This is a genomic window from bacterium (assembly GCA_019637795.1).
In the GTDB taxonomy this organism is placed as follows: Bacteria; Desulfobacterota; Binatia; order HRBIN30; family CADEER01; genus JAHBUY01.
Genome location: JAHBUY010000001.1, coordinates 793,227 through 814,446, shown reverse-complemented (window position 1 = coordinate 814,446; position 21,220 = coordinate 793,227). Strand labels below are relative to the sequence as shown.

Below are 21,220 nucleotides of genomic sequence, written 5' to 3'. Positions count from 1 at the left end.
CGCGAAAGCTTCCCGCCAGCGGGAAGCCCCGGTGTCCCGGGCGAGAATCAGCAGATGGACGCCGAGGGCCACCGACGGCCGCCGATGGCAGCGAAGGAACGACGGCCGGCGATCCTTCGCGCCCATCGGTGTTCATCGGTGTCCCGCATTGCCGCCCCCACCGGCGCGGTTTAGAACCAACCGCATGATCAAAGGCTACGCGGGGCGCGTCCTGGACGTGGACCTGGCGACACAGACGGCGACCTACCAGCCGCTCGACGAGGACACGGCGCGGCTGTACATCGGCGGCAAGGGGTACGGGACGCGGCTGCTCTACGACATGACGCGGCCCGGGATCGACCCGCTGGGCCCCGACAATCCGCTCATCTTCGCCACCGGACCGCTCAACGGCTCGGTGGCGCCGCAGTCGAACCGCTTCGCGGTGGTGTGCAAGAGCCCGCTCACCGGCGGCATCGGCAACGCCGCCTGCGGCGGCTCGTTCGCGTACGGTCTGAAGCGCGCCGGCATCGACGTGGTGATCGTGCGCAACCAGGCGAGCGCGCCGCTGCGGATCGAGATCGACGGCGCCGACGACCGCGTCCGCTTCCTCCCCGCCGGCGAGCTGTGGGGCAAGGGCACCTACGCCACCCAGGCGGCGCTCGACAAGAAGAAGTACCACGCCGTCATCGGGCCGGCCGGCGAGCACCAGGTGCTCTACGCCGGCATCGTCTCCAACGAGCGCATCGCCGGCCGCACCGGCGTCGGCGCCGTGATGGGATCGAAGCGGCTGAAGGCGATCTCGGTCAACGGCCCGCGCAAGCTGGAGATGGACGACGAGGACGCGTTCAAGGCCTACACCAAATGGGTACGCGAGATGTTCCGCGACCACCCGGTGCTGGGCGAGAAGCTCAAGCGCTACGGCACCGCCGGCATCGTCAACACCACCAACGCCCGCAACATCATCCCCACCCACAACTTCAAGTACGGCCACCATCCCGAGGCCATGCAGATCTCGGGCGAGTGGATGGAGGACCACGAGCTCACCGGCGTCAAGTCGAGCTGCATCCACTGCCCGGTGACCTGCGGGCGCGACGTCGAGCTCGAGGGCGTCGGCCGCGTCAAGGGGCCGGAATACGAGACGGTGGCGCTGCTCGGCACCAACCTCGAGGTGCTCGATCTCAAGCGCATCGCGGAGTGGAACTACCTCGCCGACGACCTCGGCATGGACACCATCAGCCTCGGCGCCGTCCTGAGCTTCGCCATGGAGCTGCAGGAGCGCGGCATGCTGAACGCCGGCCTGCGCTTCGGCGACGTCAGCGGCGTCAGCGACATGATCAGGGACATCGGCCACCGCCGCGCGCTCGGCGACCACCTCGCCGACGGGGTGAAGCGCCTGGCCGAGCGCTACGGCGGCCACGAGTTCGCCATGCACGTGAAGGGGCTCGAGCTCTCCGCCTATGATCCGCGCGGCTCCTACGCGCAGGGCGTCGAGTACGCCACCACCAACCGCGGCGGCTGCCACGTGCAGGGCGCCAGCATGTATCTCGAGTCGGTCGGCCCGCTGACCATCAACCCGATGAACCTGAAGCTGAAGGCCGACATCCCGATCCTGCAGCAGAACCTCGCCTGCGCCATCAACTCGATGGTGCTGTGCATCTTCACCACCTACGGGATGATCCCCAAGCAGGTGCACAACCTCGATCCCAATTCGTTCACCTACAAGCTGGTGACGACGCTGTTCGAGAACAGCGGTCCGCTCATGCGCACCGCCATGCAGCTCAAGGGCAAGCCGATGATGTGGTTCGAGAAGTGGCTGACCTACATCACCGGCACGACCGTCTCCGGTGGCCACCTGCAGGAGATCGGCGGCCGCATCTTCAACCTCGAGCGCATGTACAACCTGCGCGAGGGGCTGACGGCGGCGGACGACACGCTGCCGCCGCGCATGCTGCACGAGCCGACGTTCAAGGGCATGACCAGCGGCCATCCCCTGCCGCAACTGCTGCCGCGCTACTACACGCTGCGCGGCTGGGACGCGCAGGGCGTGCCGACGCGGCGCACGCTCGAGCGCCTGCAGGTGCGGATCTGATGGCCATCACGGTCGAGCTCACCTACGACATGGCGAAGGCGCTGGGCGGCGTCCGCCGCTTCGAGGTCGCCGACGCCCGCACCGTCGCCGACGTCGTCCGCCTGACGCGCGAGCGGTTCGGCGAGCAGGGCGAGGCGTTCGCGAAGCTGACCCGCGTCGCCGCGGTCGCCGTCAACGGCGTGCTGTCCAACCATCAGCGGGGCATGAGCACGCCGTTGGTGGATGGCGACACGGTGACGTTTCTGAAAGCGGCGGCGGGCGGCTAGCGGCCCGTGCTCCGCCGCCCGGAGCGAGACTGGTCGCGAGCGGACGCGAATGCGACGAGTCCGCGGTCGGGAGCGATGCGCATGCAACGACGAATCCTCATCATCGGCAGCGGCTTCGGCGGGCTCGGGCTGGCGATCCGGCTGAAGCGGGCGGGCATCGACCGCTTCACGATCCTCGAGCAGTCGGACGCGCTCGGCGGCACCTGGCGCGACAACGCGTATCCCGGCGCCGCCTGCGACGTGCCGTCGATCCTCTACAGCTTCTCGTTCGAGCAGAAGACCGACTGGACGCGGAAGTGGTCGCCGCAGCCGGAGATCCGGCAGTACATGGAGGACTGCGCGCGGCGCAACGACCTGCTGCGCCACATCCGCTTCGGCGTCCGCGTCACCGGCGCCCGCTTCGACGAGGCGGCGGGGACGTGGACGGTACGCACCGCCGACGGCGAGGAGCTGGTGGCCGAGGTGCTGGTGAGCGGCGTCGGCCAGCTCCACGTCCCGCACCTGCCGGCGATCCCCGGGCTGGAGAGCTTCCGCGGTCCGTGCTTCCACTCGGCGCGCTGGAACCACGCGGTCGACCTCGCCGGCCGGCGCATCGGCGTCATCGGCAACGCCGCCAGCGCCATCCAGCTCATTCCGCAGATCGCGCCCCAGGCGCGGCAGCTCACCATCTTCCAGCGCAGCGCCAACTGGATGATCCGGCGCGGCGATCGCGCCTACCGTCCGTGGGAGCACTGGGTGTTCGCGCACCTGCCGTTCGTCACCGCGCTGTACCGCTTCTGGCTGTGGGTGCGCGGCGAGCTCTTCCTCTACCCGGTGATGCGCCGCCGCGGCTGGGCCAGTCGGGCGATGACCGACCAGTGCCGCAAACACATCGACGAGACGGTGGCCGACCCGGCGCTGCGTCGCGTGCTGACGCCCGATTACCCGGTGGGCGGCAAGCGCATTCTCATCGCTGACGACTTCTACCCGACGCTCAACCGCGACGATGTCGCGGTGGTGACCGCGGCGATCGAGCGCGTCGTCGAAGACGGCGTCATCACCGCCGACGGCCGTCATCACCCGCTCGACGTCGTGATCCTCGCCACCGGCTTCAAGACCAACCCGTTCCTCGCCTCGTTGCGCATCGAGGGGCTCGGCGGTCGGGTGCTGGCGGAGGACTGGGCGCACGGAGCGCGCGCCTACTACGGCATCACCGTCGCCGGCTACCCGAACTTCTTCATGCTGTACGGTCCCAACACCAATCTCGGCCACAATTCGATCATCTTCATGCTCGAGTGCCAGATCGCGTACATCATGGGCGCGCTCGAGACGCTGGAGCGCGACGACCTCGCGTACCTCGATCTGCAGCCGGTGATGATGGACGCCTACAACGCCGAGGTGCAGGCGGCGCTGCGGGATTCCGCCTGGGCGGCGGCCGGCGACAGTTGGTACAAGGACGCCGAGGGCCACATCACCAACAACTGGCCGTGGTCGACCTTCGTCTACTGGCTGCGCACCCGCCACTTCGACCGCGCCGCCTACCGCGCCGTCCGCCGCCGCGCCGGTGCCCAGGCGGCCCCGGATTCGAGCGGCGGCCGCCAGGTGGCGGCCGCCTGAGGGAGGGGGCGCTCAGTCGCGATCGCCGGGCGCGGCGACCGCGCTGCCGGCGCCCTGGATCTCCGGGTGCCGGATCTGGCCGCCGAGGTTGGCGGCACGGCCGAACAGGGCGGTGGCGATCAGCGCCATCGCCAGCAGGATCGCCGCCGCCGGGCGCGGCACGGCGCCGCCCCGGTAGCGCGCCAGGCAGGCCGCGGCGGCAATTCCAAGCGCCGCGACGGCCACGGCGGCGACCCCGGCGGCGTCCTCGTGCCTATCGACGGCCCGCTCGGAGACGCCCCGCAGGTCCTCGACCTGTTCCTCCGCCGGCTCGCCGGTGAGGTAGACCGGCGCCGTCGCCAGCGCGGCGCCGATGGCCACCGCGGCGCCGACGCGGAGCACGCCGTCGGCGCGTCGCCAGTACGCCACCGCGATCAGGATGGCGGCGATCAGGGCGGCCACCACCGGCAGGTGGTTGAGCGCGAGATGCCAATGGGCAGGGTTCATGCGGAAACCTCCTTTTCCAGTGCCGGATGATAGCGTACGGCGATGAGAGGAATCTGAGTCGATGAGCCATTCTCACCCGACGTCGTTCTGCTAACGATTCCGCATGAAATTGCTGGTCGTCGAAGACGAGGCCGCCACCGTGTCGTTCCTGCAGCGCGGCCTGCAGGAAGAGGGCTATGCCGTCGACGTGGCGCGCGATGCCGCCGCCGCCGAGGCGGCGATCACCGCCACCGACTACGATCTCGTGCTGCTCGACGTGATGTTGCCGGGCTGCGACGGGTTCACGCTCTGCAAGCGCTGGCGCGAGCGCGGGCAGACCATGCCGATCCTGTTCCTGACCGCGCGCGACGAGGTGCGCGATCGGGTGCGCGGCCTGACCATCGGCGGCGACGACTACCTGGCCAAGCCGTTCGCATTCGCCGAGCTGGTGGCGCGCGTCCAGGCGCTGCTGCGGCGCGGCGCCGCGCCGCGCGCGACCGTCCGGGTCGGCGATCTGGTGATCGACGCGGCGCGCCGCCAGGCGCGACGCGGCGGCACGGAGATCCCGCTGACGGCGCGCGAGTTCCGTCTGCTCGAGTACCTGGCCCGGCATGCCGGGCGCGTCGTCTCGCGCGCCGATCTCTGGGAGCACGTCTGGGAGAGCCAGTCCGAGCCGGAGTCGAACGTCGTCGACGTCTACGTCCGCTACCTGCGCAACAAGCTCGGCCGCTCGCCGGATCTGATCACCACCGTCCGCGGCGGCGGCTATCTGCTCGAAGCTGGCGACGTGCCGCGGCAGGAGTGATGACGGGCGGAGCGACGCTGCGGCGGCGCGTCGCGCTGTGGATGAGCGGCTTCGCTCTGGTCGTTCTCACCGCCGCCAGCGTCGCCATCTACCTCGGCGGCCGCTACGTCCTCCACGTCACGCTCGACGAGACGCTGCTCGCCCTGGCGCGCACCGAGGTGGCGTCGGCGATCGACCGGCCGGACGGCCAGGTCCACGTCCACGACGAGGGCTGGGTGCCGATCTCGCTGCCCGACAGCGACGGCTATGAGAAGTACGCCCTGATCGCCGACACCAGCCACCAGATCCTCGCCCGGACCAGCAACATCGCCGACGGACCGCCGCTGCAGACGGAGGCGCGGCGCGAGTCGCAGGCCCTGCGCGGCAAGGCCTCCTTCGGATTCGTCTGGCGCGGCGACGAGCGCCTGCGCGCCGTCTACTACCCGCTGCGCGCCACCGCTGGCCACCCGCTGGTCGCGGTCATCGCCGTGCCGACGCGGCCGATGCAGGAGGCGCTCGCCTTTCTGCTCGCGGTGCTGGGGACGGCGCTCGTCCTCGGCGGCATCGGCGCCGCATGGGGCGCGAGCCGACTGGCGGCGCGCCTCACCCGGCCGCTCGAAGCGATCGCCGCCGCGGCGCGGGAGATCGGCGAGGCGACGCCGGGGGCGCGCATCCCCGACACCTCCCCCGATGCCGAGCTGCGGACCCTGACCGGGGTGCTGAACGCGACCCTGGCCCGGCTGCAGGCGGCGCTGGAGACCGAGCGGCGTCTGATCGCCGACGCGTCGCACGAGCTGCGCACGCCGCTCACCAACCTGCGCGGCACCGTGGAGGTGGCGCTGCGCCGCCCGCGCGCGGCGGTGGACTACCAGCGCACGCTGGAGGACTGCCGCACCGAGATCGAGCGCCTCTGCCGTCTGGTCGAGGAGCTGCTCGCGTTGTCGCGCGCCGACGCCGGACAATTGCCGTTGAGCGCCGCGCCCTGTGACCTGGCGGCCGTGGCGCGGGCGGCGCTGCGCGCCGCCGCGCCACGGGCCGCCGAGGCGGGCGTCGAGCTGGCGCTCGACACGGCGCGCGACGCGGTGGTCTCCGGCGACGCCGATCGCCTGCGCAGCCTGGTCGACAACCTGCTCGACAACGCGCTGCGCTACGCGCCGCGCGGCAGCGCGGTGTCGGTCGCGGTGCGGCGCGCCGACGGACACGCCACGGTCAGCGTCCGCGACCGGGGCCCCGGCCTCGACGCCGAGCAGCAGGCGCACGTCTTCGACCGCTTCTACCGGGTCGATCCGGCCCGCCAACGCCATTCCGGCGGCGCTGGCCTGGGGTTGGCGATCGCCAAGGCCGTCGCCGAGCTCCACGGCGGCGAGCTGACGGTCGCCAGCGCTCCGGGGGAGGGCGCCACCTTCTGCCTCCGCCTGCCGGCGCTCGGCTGAGGCGGCCGCTCCCCCCTCGGCTGCGCCGTCCCGCCGTGTAAGATGGAACCCATGGGTACGACGGACCTCCTCCGCGCGCTGCGCTGGCAGCGCCGGTGGCTGATCGCGCTGGCGCTGTGTCTCGCGCTGGCCGCGTCGTACCTCGGGCTGACCGGCAGCCGCCGCGCCTGGCTGCTCGCGCTGCTGGTGCCGACCGCGTTCGCGCCGGTGGCGTATGCGCGGTTGCGGCTCTTCGCGCGCCTCGCCGCGCCGCTGCGCCGGCGCCCGGCGCTGATCGCGGTCGCGGCGTCGCTGGCGGTCGCGGCCGACGCGGTGATGGTGGCGCAGCTCCTGACGGCGCGCGCCGCCGCCGGCGTGGCGTGGCTGCAGGCGCCCGGGGTGGAATGGATCGGCCCGGTCTGGTTCAGCACCCACGCCCTGGCGGCGCTCGCCTACGGCGCGCGCGGTCTGCTGCGTCTGCCCCTGGGCGCGCTGCGTCGGGTGGCGGCCGCCATGCGCCGCGGCGCGCCGACGCCCGACGCCGAGGCGCCGCGGCTCGGCCGGCGCGAGCTGCTGCGGCAGATGGGCGTGCTCGGAGCGGCGGCGCCGTTCGCCGTCTCGTTGTCGGGCGTGCCGTTGTCCTACGACTTCCGCGTCGAGGAGCACGAGATCGAGCTGCCGCGCTGGCCGCCGGCGCTCGACGGGCTGCGCATCGCGCATCTCTCCGACATCCACGTCGGCGGCGCGATGGACCGCGCCCGCTTGCAGCGGGTGGCGGCCCTCACCGCCGCGGCGCGTCCCGATCTCGTCGTCCACACCGGGGACTTTCTCACCCATCGCAGCGGCGACTTCGACGCGCCGCTGTACGAGGCGCTGGCGACCCTGCGGCCGCGCCACGGGCAGTTCGCCTGTCTGGGCAACCACGACTTCGACGATCCCGAGCGGCTGGCCGCCCGCCTCGGCGCGGCCGGGGTCACCGTCCTGCGCGACGCGCTGACGACCCTCCGGATCGCCGGCCACGCGGTCGAGATCGCCGGCCTGGATTTCGGCTTCGATCGCGGCGCGCGCGCCGCGTCGGCGGCGCGCCGCATCGGCCGCTGGCCGCGCCGCAGCGGCGCGCCGCGGCTGTTGCTGCTGCACGATCCCACGGAGTTCGCGCTGCTGCCGGCGGGTTGCGCCGATCTGGTGCTCTCCGGCCACACCCACGGCGGCCACATCGGCGTCCAGCTCGGCCCGCAGCGCGCCATCACGGTCGTCGGGCTCGCCGGCTTTCCCGACCAGGGCGTCTTCCGCCGCGGCGAGATGCGTCTCTTCGTCACCCGCTGCGTCGGCTTCTACGGCTACCCGATGCGCGTCGGCATCCCGCCGGAGATCGCCGTGCTGACGCTGCGCGCGCCCGCGTCGCGCGACCGCGCCGGCGGCGCCGCCTCAGCGTGACGCGACGGTCGTGTCGCAGTTGAGGAAGCGCGAGCTCTGCAGCCAGGCGCGGTCCGGGTAGTAGGCGAACACGGCGCTGCCGCCCTGGATGCGGTCGATGACGCGCGCGTTGACCTCCTGCGGCAGCGCCGGACACCCCCAACTGCGGCCGAGGCTGCCGAAGGTCGAGACCGTCGCGGCGCTGACGTAGGGCGCGCCGTGCATGACGATGGCGCGCTCCCGCGCCTTGTCGTTGAAGCCGGGCTCGAGGCCGGAGAGGCGCAGCGAGAGGCCGTGGCGGCCGTAGTAGGGTTCGTCGGCGCGGAACAGGCCGAGGCTCGACTGCCGGGAGCCGACGCGATTCGAGAACGCGGTGGCGTAGGTGTCGCCGCTGTTGGCGCCGTGGGCGACGAATTCGTTGAACAGCACGCGGCGGCGATCGAGGTCGATGACCCAGAGCCGCTTGCTGGTCGACGGCAGCGAGAAGTCGATGACCGTCAGCAGCGGTTGCGTCAGCTCACCCCGGGCGCGGCCACAGGAATAGGCGCGCAGCGCCAGGTCGAGCACTTCGCGGCGCGGCCACTGCGCGGTGGCGGTGGCGCGCGGGCGGACGGTGGCGCGGGTGGTGTAGCGCGGCGCGGCGCTGCAGGCCGGCAGCAGGGCGGCGGTCACGATCACGCCCCACATCCAGCGGCGGATCGACCTCCGCCCAACCCCCGCGCCCCACCGCATCAGTACGGGTATCCCTTCGCCAACTCCCGCTGCAGGCTAGCATCGTGGCCGTAGATGTCATCAAAAAAGTGGACCTGGCCGGCCGCGTCGGCGACCGCGGTGGCATAGAGCAGGTAGACGGGGACCGGCGCCGCGAGGGGCACGTGGCGGTCGTCGGGACCGCTGGTCATCGCCTTCGCGATCCGTGTCGGGTCCCAGCCGGGCGTCTCGGCGAGCGCGTATTCGGCGAGGGCCGGCGGGTCGGCGACGCGGATGCAGCCGTGGCTGAAGTCGCGCCGGGCGCGCGCGAACAGGCCCTTCGACGGCGTGTCGTGCAGATAGACGTGGTGCGGGTTGGGGAAGATGAACTTCACCAGCCCGAGCGAGTTGTGAGTGCCCGGTTGTTGCCGGATGCGACCGTTGTGCACCTCCATGTGGTTGCGCGCGAGGTACGAGGGGTCGGCGGCGATCTTCGGCGCCAGCTCTTTGCGGACGATGCTGGGCGGCACCATCCAGTAGGGGCGGAACACGAGGTACCTCATGTCCGCCATGAGGACCGGCGTTTCGTGCTTGCTCGCCAGCGCGGCCTCGCCGACGACGACGTTCATCTCCAGCGGCGGCGTGCCGTCGCCGGTGGTGTAGGCGCGCAGGCGGAATTCCGGGATGTTGACGACGATGAAGCGCCGCGGCCATGCGGGCGGCAGCCAGCGCATCCGCTCCATCGCCAACTGGATCTGCTCGACGCGGCGCGCGATCGGCACCTGCAACGCTTGCAGCGTGGCGGCGCCGATGACGCCGTCGGCGGCGAGTCCGTTGCGCGCCTGATAGTGCTTCACCGCCTGCGCCAGCGCGCCGTCGTAGACGTGCGCGTGCGCGGGCGCGGGTGCCGGGGCGTCGGCGGGCAGATCGCCGAGCGCCGCGAGGTGGGCGCGCAGGGCGGGTACACCGGGATCGGAGTCGCCGGGGCGCAGTTTCGGCAGGCGCGGCACGGCGAGATCGCCGCGCGCCGCCAGGGCGCGGTAGCGGCCGAGGGCGTCGCGCAGCCCGGCGAACTGCGGAAAGGGCGGATCGAGGGCGGCGAGGCGGGCGAGCGGCTCGGCGCCGCCGGCGATCTCGCGCGCCACGCCGGCGGGATCGAAGCCGCGGCGCGGCGCGTCGTACGGGAAGTCGACGCGGCGCGGATCGATGCGCCCGAGGTGCGTGTCCGAGACGTAGCGCAGGGTGGCGATCGACAGCGCGGTGTCGAAGTAGGCGATCTCCTCGGCGCTCGGCGGCTCGGCGCCGGCGAGGCGCCGCGCCGCGTCGCGGAGCATCTGCACGTCGTAGTCCTGCGCCGACAGCCCGCGCGAGTCGGCGCTGTCGAAGGCGGCGAGCATCGCCGTCGCCTGCGCGGTCGGCCTGCCCCCCTCGACCCAGAGCGGCGTCAGCTCGCGCGGTTCGTAGAGGCGGCGCAGGGGCGCCTCGTAGCCGGGGAAGACATGGGCGCGCATCCACGGGTGCGCGCCGCCGACGATGACGCCGTAGATGACCAGCGCGGCGGGGTCGTTCGGGCGCGGCAGCGTCGGCGTCGCGGTCGCGCTGGGCGACACGGTCGGCGTGCTGCTGGGGGCGGCGGTCGGCGATCCCGGCGTGGGCGTCGCGGTCGGCTCGCGTGGCGCGCTGGCGACGCCGGGTGGGGTGTCGCTGGCGGCCGGCGTCGGCTGCGCCGCCGAGGTGGCGAGGGGGGCGATCAGCGCCAGGAGCGCGAGCCGGCGCCCCCACGTCGTCGCCCGCCTCCGATCACCAGTTGTCTGCCACATCGCTCGCCACGGTCGGCGCGGACCGACCGCGATGGTTTCAGCAGAATCCCGCGGCGGGCGAAAGTCGGGTTGGGGATCGGCCGCAGGGCGCGGCCAAGCCCAGGCGGCTCAGAGCAGTCCCAGGCCGCCGAGGGCGCCGACCAGCAGGGCGAGCGCCAGACCGAGGAGGGCGCCGGAGCCGATCAGGCGCAGCCGCTCTCGGGTGTCGACCAGCGCCGCGGGGGTGAGGGGCCTATCGTGCATCTCTGCCTGCATGGGGGCTGCCTCGACGGCCGCCCGCCGGCCCGGCGGAAGCCGGGACCGGCGGGCGCGCCTGCGGATCCTTACTTGCCCGAGAAGCTGCGTACGATCTGCAGCAGCGCTTTCACGACCTCGGGCTTGTTGGTGAGATCGGGGTTGGCGGGCATCAGGACGCTCTTGCCGACCGCCTGGCCGCCGCCGACGATCGCCTTCTCGATCTCCTCGTCCGGCGTCGCCTTCTGCCAGGCGGCGTCGGTCCAGTTGCGCGGCCGCGGATTCAGCGCCACGCCGGCCGGGCCATCGCCTTTGCCGCTGGCGCCGTGGCACATCGTGCACCGGTTCTTGAAGATGTCCTGAGCCTCTTTCTCCGCCGCGGGTGAGATCTGATCGGCGCCGCGCGCCGGCGCCGCCAGCACCAGGGCCGCATAGCCAGCCATCAACAGACCGCTGCGAATCCACCTCATCTTCATGTCGACTCCCCGTTTGGTTGTGCCGACGCACGCCGGCAATGGAGCACCAGGATTAGCAAGCCAGGTGCCGGCGAGGCGAGACATCCGAGGGCCCCGGTTCCCCCGTAGGCGCAATCGGTCCTTCCCACTGTCGGGAAGCGGGAGCGCGGAGTGCGTGGTTCTTTTTTCAGACCCGCGAACGGACACGCGGGCGGGTCGATCGCAAGCTCCCGGGATGCGGTGGGGCGCCGCCGCGATCCGGCGCGGGCGAGGGATCGACGGGCCGGCCTTCTCAGTGGACGCGATGGTCGACCGGCAGCGATCCCCAGCGCAGGAGCGTCAGGTCGCACGTGAGGCCGGGGCCGACCGCGAGGAGCAGGCCGAGATCGCCGTCGCGCGGCGTCTGGCGTTCGGCGAGGGCGCGCAACAGGTGCAGCGGGCCGACCGACAGGGTGTTGCCGTGCTGCTCCCAGACGGCGCGCGGCAGCTCGATCGCGGCCGCGTCGACATCGAGATGGGAGATGATGGCGACGGCGAGGTCGAGCTCGCTCGGATTGACGGCGACGAAGGCGAGGTCGCCGGGTCCGAGGTGCTGCGCCGCGAGGAAGTCGCCCACCGTGCGCCGCAGGTGGGCGACGACGGCGCGGGGCAGGCGCGGGGAGACGACGTGGCGCAGGCCGGCGCCGGTCTGCACCGCGCCGCGGGCGTCGAGGCTGTCCGGCCAGAGCACGGAGCGGGTGGCGAGGAGTCGCGGGCCGGGGCGGTCGCCGGCGGCGAGCACGGCGGCGCCGGCGCCGTCGCCGAAGACCATCGCGGCGTGCAGGTCGGCGGGCGTCGGCTCGGCGGCGGGTAGCCAGAGCGAGCTGAGCTCGACGGCGACGACCAGCGCGCAGCCACCGTCGCGCAACAGGTCGGCGGCGGTGGCGACGGCGCGCACGGCGCCGACGCAGCCGAGGTCGAGCAGCGCCAGGCGGCGCGCCGTCGGCGGCAGGCCGAGGCGCTGCGCGAGATGGTGGTCGAGCGTCGGTACCAGGTGGCCGGTCGACGAGGCGACGAGCAGCGCCGCGACGTCGGCGGCGGCGACGCCGGCGCGCGCCAGGGCGGCGCGCGCCACGCGTTCGGCGAGCGCCGGGGCGAGGCGGGCATAGGCGCGGGTGCGCTCGCCGACGCCGCCGAGGCGCGCGAGCCGGTCGAGCGGCAGCGCGACGCTGCGCCGATGCACGCCGGCGCGCGCGACGGCGTCGCGCCAGCGATCGCCGCCGGCGGCGCCGTCGATGCGGGCGAGGAAGGCCGCGGTCGCGGCGGCGTCGGCGGAGCCGTGCGGATGCTCGGTGCTGAGACTGCGCAGAGTGGTCATGGCGATTACTCCCATCGTAGGGCGGCGGCGGGCTCGAGCCGCGCCGCCCGCCGCGCGGGCAGCAGGGCGGCCAGAGCGCCGCTCGCCGCGGTGGAGAGGGCGACGATCGCGAGGAAGGCGACCGGGACGTGCAGATCGACGATCCAGCCGAGCAGCAGCGGCACCGTGGTGCGCACCCAGAGCAGGGCCATGCCGGCGCCCTCGGCGGCGGCGAGCAGCAGGCCGAGGCCGACGATGACGAGCGCCTCGTTCACCACCAGGCGGCGGAGCTGCCCCTGGCGCACGCCGGCGGCGCGCAGCGTGCCGAGCTGGCGTGTGCGCTCGACGACGCTGGCGCCGAGGTTGTCGGTGATGCCGAACAGCACCACGCCGAGGATCACCACCGCCAGCGCGTAGAGCGAGGCGAAGGCGCGGCGGATCTGCTGCTCCCAGTAGGCGACGAGCTCGCCGGACGAGATCACCCGCCAGGCGCCGCCGAGCGCCGCCAGCCGCTGCTGCAGGCGGCCGCGCAACGCCGGATCCGCCGGCTCGCCGCCCTGGACGAAGAAGCGGGTGACGCGGCCGTCGTTCCAGTGCTCGCGGTAGAGCGCGCGGCTCATCTCGATGGTGCCGCGCGGCGAGGCGAAGTCGGTGGTGATGCCGGCGACCAGGAGCGGCAGCGGGCCGCGCGGCGTCGTCAGCGTCACCGTATCGCCGACGCCGACGCGCATGTTCTGCGCGAAGTTGCTCGAGACCACCACGGCGCGCCCGGCGGCGACCGCTTCCCAGGCGTCGTCGAGTCGCGCGCCGTGCAGCGGCCAGCGTCCGTAGGCGGGGTTGCGGAAGTACGCGGGGTCGAAGGCGTCGAGCACGATCGGCTCGCCCTGGTGTTGCCAGTTGGCGAGGCGCACGCCGATCACCGCCGCGACGCCGTCGACGCCCGCCAGGGTCGCGGCCAGGCCCTCGTCGACCGGCATCTCCAACGCCCCGGCGCCGGTGTGCGAGGAGCTGACGACGTAGTCGGCGCGCATCGCCTGTTCGAAGACGCGCACCGCCGTGCGCTCGAAGGAATAGGCGACCAGCGCCAGCCACACCACGGTGCCGACGCCGATGCCGACCATCGCCACCGCCAGCGCGGCGCGCCGCAGGTCGTGGCGCAGCAGGCGCAGCGCCAGGCGGCCAACGGCGCCCATGCCGGGCAGGGAGGCGCGCGCCGCCAGGCGGTCGAAGCGGCGAACGAGCGGCCGCGCCAGCGCCCCGGTCAGCAGCACCAGCGCCGCCGAGGCCACCAGGCCCGCCGCCGGCGCCGCCAGGACGCCTTGCGCGATCACCGCCGCGAGGGCGATCAGCGCCAGGGCGGCGATGCCCGCCAGCGACTCGCGGCGCGCCGGAGCGAGATCGGCGCCGCGCCCGCGCAGCGTCTCGGCGACGTCGACGCTCGCCGCCCGCCAGGCCGGCGGCAGCGCCGCCGCCAACGCCGCGCCGAGGCCGAGCGCGGCGGCGATCGCCAGCGCCGCCGGCCGCACCGCGAGCTCGCTCGGCGGCGCGACGGTGCGGAAGTTCAGCGCCATCGTCGTCGCCACCAGCGGCAGCAGCGCCCGCCCCATCGCCACCCCGGCGGGCAGGCCGAGGGCCACGCCGGCGAGCCCGAGGAGTTGGCTCTCCTTCAGCAGCTCCCAGCAGACGGCGCGCCGGCGCATGCCGACGGCGCGCAGCACGCCGAGCTGCCAGGTGCGTTCGGCGAAGCACATCGACAAGCGGGAGAAGGCGATGATGAAGGCGGCGCCGAGGGCCACCAGGCTGACGCCCCGTAGCAGCACCTGCATCGAGCGCAGGACGGCGCGCAGGTCGGCCTTGCGCTGCGCCACCGCCTCGACCCGCAGGCCGTCGGGCAGCATGGCCTGGACGCGGCGCGCCACGGCCGCGGTGTCGGCGGCCGCATCGGTGACGATGTCGAGACGATTGACGAGCCCGGGGCTGGTGAACACCGCCTCGGCCGCCTGTACGTCCATGAGCACCAGGGTGCCGCCGAAGGCGCGACCGATGCCCTGCGGGTCGACCAGGCCGCGCACCGTGAAGGTCCGCCGGCCGCGCGCGGTGTCGAGCGGCAGCCGGTCCTCGATCGCGAGCCCGTGCCGGCGCGCGAAGTCGCGGGTGACGATGATCGAGTCGCGCTGGTTGAGGAAGCCGAGCGGATCGTCGACGATCGCGCCCGGGGCGTCGCCGGGTTGATAGACGCGGACGGCGGCCGGATCGGTGACGTCGAACGCCTGCACGGTCAGCGCTTCGGGCGGATCGGTGACGGTGAAGGCGGTGGCCGAGACGACCGCCAGGACCTGCGCGACGCCGTCGACCGCGGCCACCTCGTCGGCGAGCGCCTCGGGGAAGGCGCCGGCGTCCTCCACCGCGACCTGCAACGTCGCCCGGCCGGCCATGCCGTCGATGATCTCGACGAAGCCGCGCAGCACGGCGCGGTTCACGAGATCGAGCGCGCACACCAGCGCCACGCCGCAGGCCAGCGCCAGGATCGTCAGCAGCAGCCGCCCGTAGCCGCCGCGCAGGAAGCGGCGGGGCATGCGCAGCGAGAGCGTCATCGGCCGCGGCGATAGTCCCGCCGCGGGCGCGCCGTCAATGCGATCTTCGCATGACTGCGACGCAGTCAGCGCGCGCAGCCAATGGCCGCGCTGCGGCTTGCACACGCCGCGGTGCTGGAACGCGGCGGTAGCGCGCGCTGGCGGGCCGCGCGCCGGTGACGCGCCGTCGGCTCCCGGCGGAGCCGACGGCGCGCGATGGCGGCCGACTCAGGGAGCCTTGGCCTTGAACGAGCCGGCCCCGTTCTTGGTGAAGGGCGAGTTGAACACGCTCTGCCAGCAGAGGCCGGACTGGCTGTTGACCAGTTGCGCGGTGACCGGTCCGGTCAGCGGCGGCGCGATCACGGGCAGGCCGGCGCCCTTGCCCTTCACCAGCGCCTTGGCCTTGTTGTCGGTGCTGCCCTTGAGAATGATCTTCTGGACGCCGGTCTGGCTGCCGGCCTTGTCGAGGAACTTCCAGCCCTTGGTGCTGAGCACGCTCCAGCCGGTGCCGGGCGCGACCAGGGTCGAGCCGGCGAGCGCCCCGTTGTCGTAGATGCACAGCGCGTAGTTGGCGGTGCCATCCTTCGGGTCGCCGAAGTCCGCCTGGGTGGTGCTCTGGCCCTTCGCCCACTTCCACACCAGTTTGTTCTTGGCGGGGGTGGGGTTGTTCTTGAGCACCAGGCCCGACTTCTGCGCCGTCCGGCAGCCGACCGCCGGGGTGGCGGCGCAGAGCGTGTAGTAGACGGTGATGGAGATGTGGTCGACGGCGGCGCTGTCGACGTTGTCATCGACCGAGAGGGCGAACCCGAAGCCGTTGCTGTTGATGTCGGCCGGCGTCCACGTCGTGCCCCAGAGATCCGCCGGACCGCCGTAGCTGACGGTCACGTCGCTCCCCATCGGCCAGTTGCCGGGCAGGGCGCGATCGGCGCTGCCGATGACGCCGCCTTTGACGATGCGGGCGCGGGCGTCGAACACCGTGCCGACGGCCGAGTGGCGCTCGACGAACACCTTGATGCCCTGGATCTGCGCCGGGGCGGGAATCGAGAATCCGAAGGTGGTGACCTTCAGGTAATGGGTCGGCGAGCCGGCGGGCGTGACCGAGGCCCACTGGTTGTCGCTGCTGATCGCGTTCGCTGCCGGGAACCAGCCGGCGCCGCCGAACGACGCGTCGTCGACCGCGGTCGCCGGGCTCAGCGGCCCCTGGCTCAGTTGTCCGTATCCCGCCGTCGCCGAAACCAGGGCGAAACCGACGACGGCGGCGGCGACGGCGAACCGCGCCGCAGCGCTCCGATCCCCTGTAGCGCGCGCATGGTGACGCATGATGCCTCCGTTCGTTGTGTGAAGGGTTGCCTGCGCCGGCTCGCCCTTCGCGTCTGATCGACGCTCTCCCCCGCTATGCGGGCCGTATTCAAGCACTGTGACCAGTCATTTGTCACGAAAATCTTTCCGCCGGCCCCCCGCCATCGTTATTCCCGAGGCAGCAGCGCCACCGACCCGACTGCTCTGACAGGCGCGACGGCGGGCGGCAATTGGGGAGTTCCCGTAGCCGGCCCGGGACTGACGCCGGGCCTGGGCGGGATGCGGGTTGCCGCGGAGGCGCGAAAGGGGCAGAGGTGGCGTCCACGGTGGGAGGTCCAGGGTGCTGAGGGACCGACGACGGGGCGGCGCGGTCGCGGTCGGAGGGAGCTGGCGGAGCGCGATGCGCGTGCCGCCGCGCGGTCGCTGCCGGCGCTGCGCTTCCCGCTTGCCTGACCGGGGGCGAGGCTGATGGCCAGAAAGGTTCTGTGCGTCGTCGGAACGCGGCCCAATCTGGTCAAGGTCGCGGCGGTCCTCCGCGCCTTTGCCGCGCAGGCCGCCGCTGGAACCGGCCGGCTGACGCCGGTGCTGGTCGACACCGGCCAACATTACGACGAGGCGCTGTCCGGGCGATTCTACGCCGACCTGCATCTGCCGCCGCCCGACTATCGCCTGGGGGTCGGATCGGGGAGCCACGCGGCGACGACGGCGGCGGTGATCCGCGGCCTCGAGCCGGTGCTGCTCGCCGAGCGGCCGGATCTCGTGCTGGTGTTCGGCGACGTGAACTCCACCGTCGCGGCGGCGCTCACGGCGGCCAAGACCGGGGTCCGGCTGGCGCACGTCGAAGCCGGGCTGCGTTGTTTCGACCGTCGCGTCCCGGAGGAGGTGAACCGCGTCGTGACCGACGCGCTCGCCGAGCTGTTGTTCGTCACCGAGGCCGCGGCGGTCGACAACCTGCGGCGCGAGGGGCGGGAGGCGACGGACATCCATCTCGTCGGCAACGTCATGATCGACTCGCTCCTGTGGGCGCTGCCGCAGGCCGGGTCGTCGCGCGTGCTCGAGCGGCTCGGCCTGGCCGGCGACCGGGATCTCGCGATCCTCACCGTGCACCGCGCCGGCAACGTCGATGCGCCGGCGCCGCTGGCGGCGATCCTCGGCGCCGCCGCCGAGCTGGCGGGCGAGCTGCCGGTGATCCTTCCCGTCCATCCGCGTACCCGCGCCCGCATCCGCGAGTGGGGACTGTCCGGCTTCGTGTGCGAGCCCGGCGCGCCGCCGCGGTCGCGGGTGCTCGTCAGCGAGCCGCTCGGCTATCTCGACTTCGTCCACCTGCTGGCGCGCGCCCGCCTGGTGCTCACCGACTCGGGCGGCGTGCAGGACGAGACGACGGTCCTGGGCACGCCCTGCCTGGTGCTGCGCGACCACAGCGAGCGGCCGGTGACCCTGACCACCGGCACCAGCGTGCTGGTCGGCCGCGATCGGCAGCGGATCCTCGCCGGGGCGCACGCGGCGCTGCGCCGCGCCGGCGTCGGCGAGCGCCCGCCCCCGCCGCTCTGGGACGGACGCGCCGGCGAACGCATCGCGCGCGTGCTCGCGGAGCACCTGTAGCGTCGACACGGCGCGGGCACTTCTTACCCGCCGCTGTCGCCCTCGGCGGGCGCACGGTTCAGTGGCGCCGTGGCGCGGACGTTGCTCCCTCCACGCCCAGGAGGGAATCGATCATGCGTCAGCTCACGAACCAGAACGGACGAGTCGGCTACTTCGTCCTCTACCTCATGGGCGTTCCCGTCGGACTGCTCCTGCTGTTGTGGGTGGTGCTCGGCAACAACATCTTCGGCCCGGGGTGATCGCGAACGCCGCGCCAGCGGACCCTGGAATTCGCGGCTCCCGCGCCGCGGCGCCGCTGTGACACGCCGCCCCGGCCCGCAGGCGCCGCCCCTCCCGCCTCGTTCCGCCGCCGGGTGGGGTGGTGCACGAAGGCCAGCTTCTCGCTCACCGCGGGCGCGATCGCGGACGGAAAGGAGTCCTCCGGGCCCACGCTGCGGGTGGGGGCGTTGACCGGCGCGCGGGCGCGTCGCCGCCCCGTGCAAGCGACCGCGGTGAGGACGGCGGACTGTCTATATCAATCGAGGCTATTGAGCCTGTAGAAGGCGCATAGGGTTTTCCCTAATTGTATTCAGGCGCTGCCCCTGGCAGCCAGGCAGTGAGAGCACGGGCCGGCGGTGGGGTCGGCCCGGAGAAGCCTGAAGGGGGGAGCATGCGCCAGGTGTCGCCGCCGGGGACCTTTTCGCCTCGAATCGCAACCCGAGAGCGGCTGTCGAGACGCCGCGTCGTGCCGACGCTCGCAGCCTGCGCGACCGCGATGCTGGCTGCCGGCACGGCCGGCGCGTTCACGACCTTTCAGAACGCCGACGTCGTCATCGGCCAGGCCAACTTCACGGCGCAGAATACGGTCGCTTCGCAAATCACCGCCCCGGGCGCGACCGACGTCGCCATCAGCCCGTTCGGCCATGTCGCCGTCGCGGCGCAGAGCTCAGGGCGAGTGCTGATCTGGAACAGCATTCCCGCCGCCGACGGCCAGCCCGCCGATGTGGTCGTCGGCAAGCCGAACTTCACCAGCACGGCGTTTGGCGCGACCGCCCAACTGACGAGCAGCACCGACGGCGTGACCTTCTCCTCGAGCGGCAAGCTCATCGTTGCCGATAGCGGAAACAATCGCGTCCTGATCTGGAACACCATTCCGACCACGAACGGCGCCGCGGCGGATGTCGTCATCGGCCAGACCGACTTCGTGTCGAGCGCCGGCGGAACGTCGGCCACCAAGCTGAGCTATCCCTCGGGCGTGATGACCACCCCGGACGGCAAGCTGGTGGTCGCGGATCTCTTCAACAATCGGGTGCTGGTCTACAACGCGATTCCGACCGTCAACGGCACCGCGGCCGATGTCGTGATCGGCCAGTCGACGATGACGGGAAATGCGGCTGGCGCGGCAGCAAACCAATTGTCCCGCCCCTGGCACACCGCCCTGGCTCCGGACGGACGACTGCTGGTGGCGGAGGAGTCCAACAATCGCGTCGTCGTGTTCAACAGCATCCCGTCGACCAACGGCGCGTCGGCCGCGGTGGTGATCGGTCAACCCGGATTCGGCTCGAGCGCGAGCGGCACGAGCGCGACGCAACTCAGCATTCCCATCGGTGTCGCGGTGAGCGCCAGCGGCGAGTTGGCTATCGGAGAGTATCTCAATCACCGCGTCCTCCTCTTTCCGGCGATTCCCGTGACGAATGGTGCCGCGGCGACGACGGTGCTCGGGCAACCGAACTTCACGAGCAACGTGCCGTTCAACGGCGGCGTCTCCGCGCAGTCGATGCAGTACGTCTACAACCTCGCCTTCACGGCCAGCGGCGGGCTGCTGGTCAGCGGTCGCAACATGAACCGGGTGATGCTCTTCCGGGGCCAGTGCGGCAATGGCGTGGTGAACGCGGGCGAGCAGTGCGACGACGGCAACACGCTGAACGGCGACTGCTGCTCGGCGAGCTGCCAGTACGAGTCGAGCGCGGTCGTCTGCCGCGCCGCGGTCGGCGCCTGCGATGTGGCGGAGACCTGCACCGGGTCGTCGGCGACCTGCCCGGCGGACGGCAAGAGCAGCGCGGTGTGCCGCGGCGCGGCCGGCGTGTGCGACGTCGCCGAGTCGTGCGACGGGGTCAGCGACACCTGCCCCGGCGACGGGTTCGCCAGCAGCGGCGTCTGCCGGCCGGTTGCCGACGTCTGCGACCTCGCCGAGAGCTGTGACGGTAGTGGCCCGAACTGCCCGGCGGATCAGTTCGCATCCGGCGGCGAGTGCCGCGCCGCGGCCGGCGTGTGCGACGTCGCGGAGAGCTGCGATGGCGCGAGCGCGGCCTGCCCCGCGGACGCGTTCCAGCCGGCGACCGTCGAATGCCGTGCCGCGAGCCCTGGCGAGGCGTGCGACCTCGCCGAATTCTGCTCCGGGTCGGATGCCGCCTGCCCGGCGGACGGTTTCGTGGCGATGGGGACGCCGTGCCGGGCCGCCATCGATCAGTGCGACGTCGCCGAAAGCTGCACGGGGAGCAGCGCCGCGTGTCCGGGCGACCTGAAACAGGTCGACGGCACCGGCTGCGACGACGACGACACCTGCACGCAGACCGATACCTGCCAGGGCGGCAGTTGCGTCGGCGCCGATCCGCTCGATTGCGACGACGGCGACGGCTGCACCGCCGACTCCTGCGATCCACTGGCCGGTTGCGTCAACGACGAGGCGCCCGCCAGCGGCTGCCTCACGGCGCAGAAGGCGATCGTGCTGATCAAGAACGCGAGCGACGACGGCAAGGACAAGCTGCTGTGGAAGTGGATCAAGGGCGCGGCGCTGGCGCAGATGGATCTCGCCGATCCAACCGGCAGCGCCGGGTACGCGCTCTGCGTCTATGCCGGCACGACGAGCGCGCTGGTCGCCGATGCGGCGATCCCGCCCGGCGCGGGGTGGAGCGCGGTCGGAGCCAAGGGGTACAAGTTCAAGGGCAGCAGCCCCGACGGGCTGTCGTTGGTGCTGTTGAAGGGCGGGGTCGCGGGCAAGTCGAAGGCGCTGGCCAAGGGCAAGGGAGCGGCGCTGCCCGACCCGGCGCTGCCGCTGGCGTATCCGGTAACGGTCCAGATGAAGAAGAACGGCTCGTCGCTGTGTCTGGAGAGCACGTTCACCGCCGCCGACGAGAAGAAGAACGAGGCGGCGCAATTCAAGGCGAAGCGCTGACGGCAGATGCGACCCCGCTCCTGCGCGCCTGGCGCAGGAGCGGGGTGCGT

General features: G+C 72.6%; 15 protein-coding genes. 8 read left to right on the top strand and 7 right to left on the bottom strand.

The features are described 5' to 3' along the window. The first annotated feature begins 184 nt into the window (after positions 1 to 184). The 3 genes from KF840_03475 to KF840_03465 all read left to right on the top strand — a co-directional run bounded on the left by KF840_03475 (position 185) and on the right by KF840_03465 (position 3,930). On the top strand, positions 185 to 2,068 hold the full coding sequence (locus KF840_03475) for an aldehyde ferredoxin oxidoreductase family protein (GenBank protein ID MBX3023950.1): 1,884 nt from the start codon (positions 185 to 187) through the stop codon (positions 2,066 to 2,068). Beyond that, a complete protein-coding gene (locus KF840_03470) occupies positions 2,068 to 2,334 on the top strand; it encodes a MoaD/ThiS family protein (protein ID MBX3023949.1) in 267 nt (88 codons plus the stop codon). The genes KF840_03475 and KF840_03470 overlap by 1 nt, the downstream gene beginning before the upstream one ends. Before the next feature lie 75 nt (positions 2,335 to 2,409). Then, positions 2,410 to 3,930, top strand: coding sequence for an NAD(P)/FAD-dependent oxidoreductase (locus tag KF840_03465; GenBank protein MBX3023948.1), 1,521 nt, complete (start codon positions 2,410 to 2,412; stop codon positions 3,928 to 3,930). A 12-nt stretch (positions 3,931 to 3,942) separates the two neighbouring features. Here KF840_03465 and KF840_03460 read toward each other — a convergent pair whose 3' ends face one another. Next, positions 3,943 to 4,416: a hypothetical protein gene (locus KF840_03460; protein ID MBX3023947.1), complete on the bottom strand. Its 474-nt coding sequence runs from the start codon at positions 4,414 to 4,416 to the stop codon at positions 3,943 to 3,945. Positions 4,417 to 4,519: 103 nt separating this feature from the next. Here KF840_03460 and KF840_03455 point away from each other — a divergent pair, with 103 nt between their 5' ends. The 3 genes from KF840_03455 to KF840_03445 are packed head-to-tail and all read left to right on the top strand — an operon-like array spanning position 4,520 to position 8,028. Next, positions 4,520 to 5,200, top strand: coding sequence for a response regulator transcription factor (locus KF840_03455; GenBank protein MBX3023946.1), 681 nt, complete (start codon positions 4,520 to 4,522; stop codon positions 5,198 to 5,200). After that, on the top strand, positions 5,200 to 6,612 hold the full coding sequence (locus tag KF840_03450) for a HAMP domain-containing protein (protein ID MBX3023945.1): 1,413 nt from the start codon (positions 5,200 to 5,202) through the stop codon (positions 6,610 to 6,612). The genes KF840_03455 and KF840_03450 overlap by 1 nt, the downstream gene beginning before the upstream one ends. Positions 6,613 to 6,663: 51 nt before the next feature. Then, positions 6,664 to 8,028, top strand: coding sequence for a metallophosphoesterase (locus KF840_03445; GenBank protein ID MBX3023944.1), 1,365 nt, complete (start codon positions 6,664 to 6,666; stop codon positions 8,026 to 8,028). Here KF840_03445 and KF840_03440 read toward each other — a convergent pair. From KF840_03440 to KF840_03415, 6 genes are all read right to left on the bottom strand, one after another. Continuing rightward, on the bottom strand, positions 8,020 to 8,694 hold the full coding sequence (locus tag KF840_03440; protein ID MBX3023943.1) for a murein L,D-transpeptidase catalytic domain family protein: 675 nt from the start codon (positions 8,692 to 8,694) through the stop codon (positions 8,020 to 8,022). The two genes, KF840_03445 and KF840_03440, sit on opposite strands and share 9 nt — an antisense overlap. A gap of 44 nt (positions 8,695 to 8,738) precedes the next feature. Next, a complete protein-coding gene (locus KF840_03435) occupies positions 8,739 to 10,517 on the bottom strand; it encodes a L,D-transpeptidase family protein (protein MBX3023942.1) in 1,779 nt (592 codons plus the stop codon). A 323-nt stretch (positions 10,518 to 10,840) separates the two neighbouring features. Further along, positions 10,841 to 11,227: a c-type cytochrome gene (locus tag KF840_03430; protein ID MBX3023941.1), complete on the bottom strand. Its 387-nt coding sequence runs from the start codon at positions 11,225 to 11,227 to the stop codon at positions 10,841 to 10,843. A gap of 271 nt (positions 11,228 to 11,498) precedes the next feature. Beyond that, positions 11,499 to 12,563 carry a hypothetical protein gene (locus KF840_03425; GenBank protein MBX3023940.1) on the bottom strand — a complete coding sequence of 355 codons (1,065 nt, stop codon included), beginning with the start codon at positions 12,561 to 12,563 and terminating at the stop codon, positions 11,499 to 11,501. A 5-nt stretch (positions 12,564 to 12,568) separates the two neighbouring features. Further along, complete coding sequence (locus KF840_03420; GenBank protein ID MBX3023939.1) at positions 12,569 to 15,136, bottom strand: ABC transporter permease; 2,568 nt, start codon at positions 15,134 to 15,136, stop codon at positions 12,569 to 12,571. Between the two features lie 207 nt (positions 15,137 to 15,343). After that, complete coding sequence (locus KF840_03415; protein ID MBX3023938.1) at positions 15,344 to 16,435, bottom strand: hypothetical protein; 1,092 nt, start codon at positions 16,433 to 16,435, stop codon at positions 15,344 to 15,346. A 447-nt stretch (positions 16,436 to 16,882) separates the two neighbouring features. Here KF840_03415 and wecB point away from each other — a divergent pair, with 447 nt between their 5' ends. Continuing rightward, positions 16,883 to 18,016, top strand: a complete 1,134-nt coding sequence (gene wecB, locus KF840_03410; GenBank protein MBX3023937.1) for a UDP-N-acetylglucosamine 2-epimerase (non-hydrolyzing) — start codon at positions 16,883 to 16,885, stop codon at positions 18,014 to 18,016. Between the two features lie 724 nt (positions 18,017 to 18,740). Beyond that, a complete protein-coding gene (locus KF840_03405) occupies positions 18,741 to 21,170 on the top strand; it encodes a hypothetical protein (GenBank protein MBX3023936.1) in 2,430 nt (809 codons plus the stop codon). Positions 21,171 to 21,220: the final 50 nt, after the last annotated feature.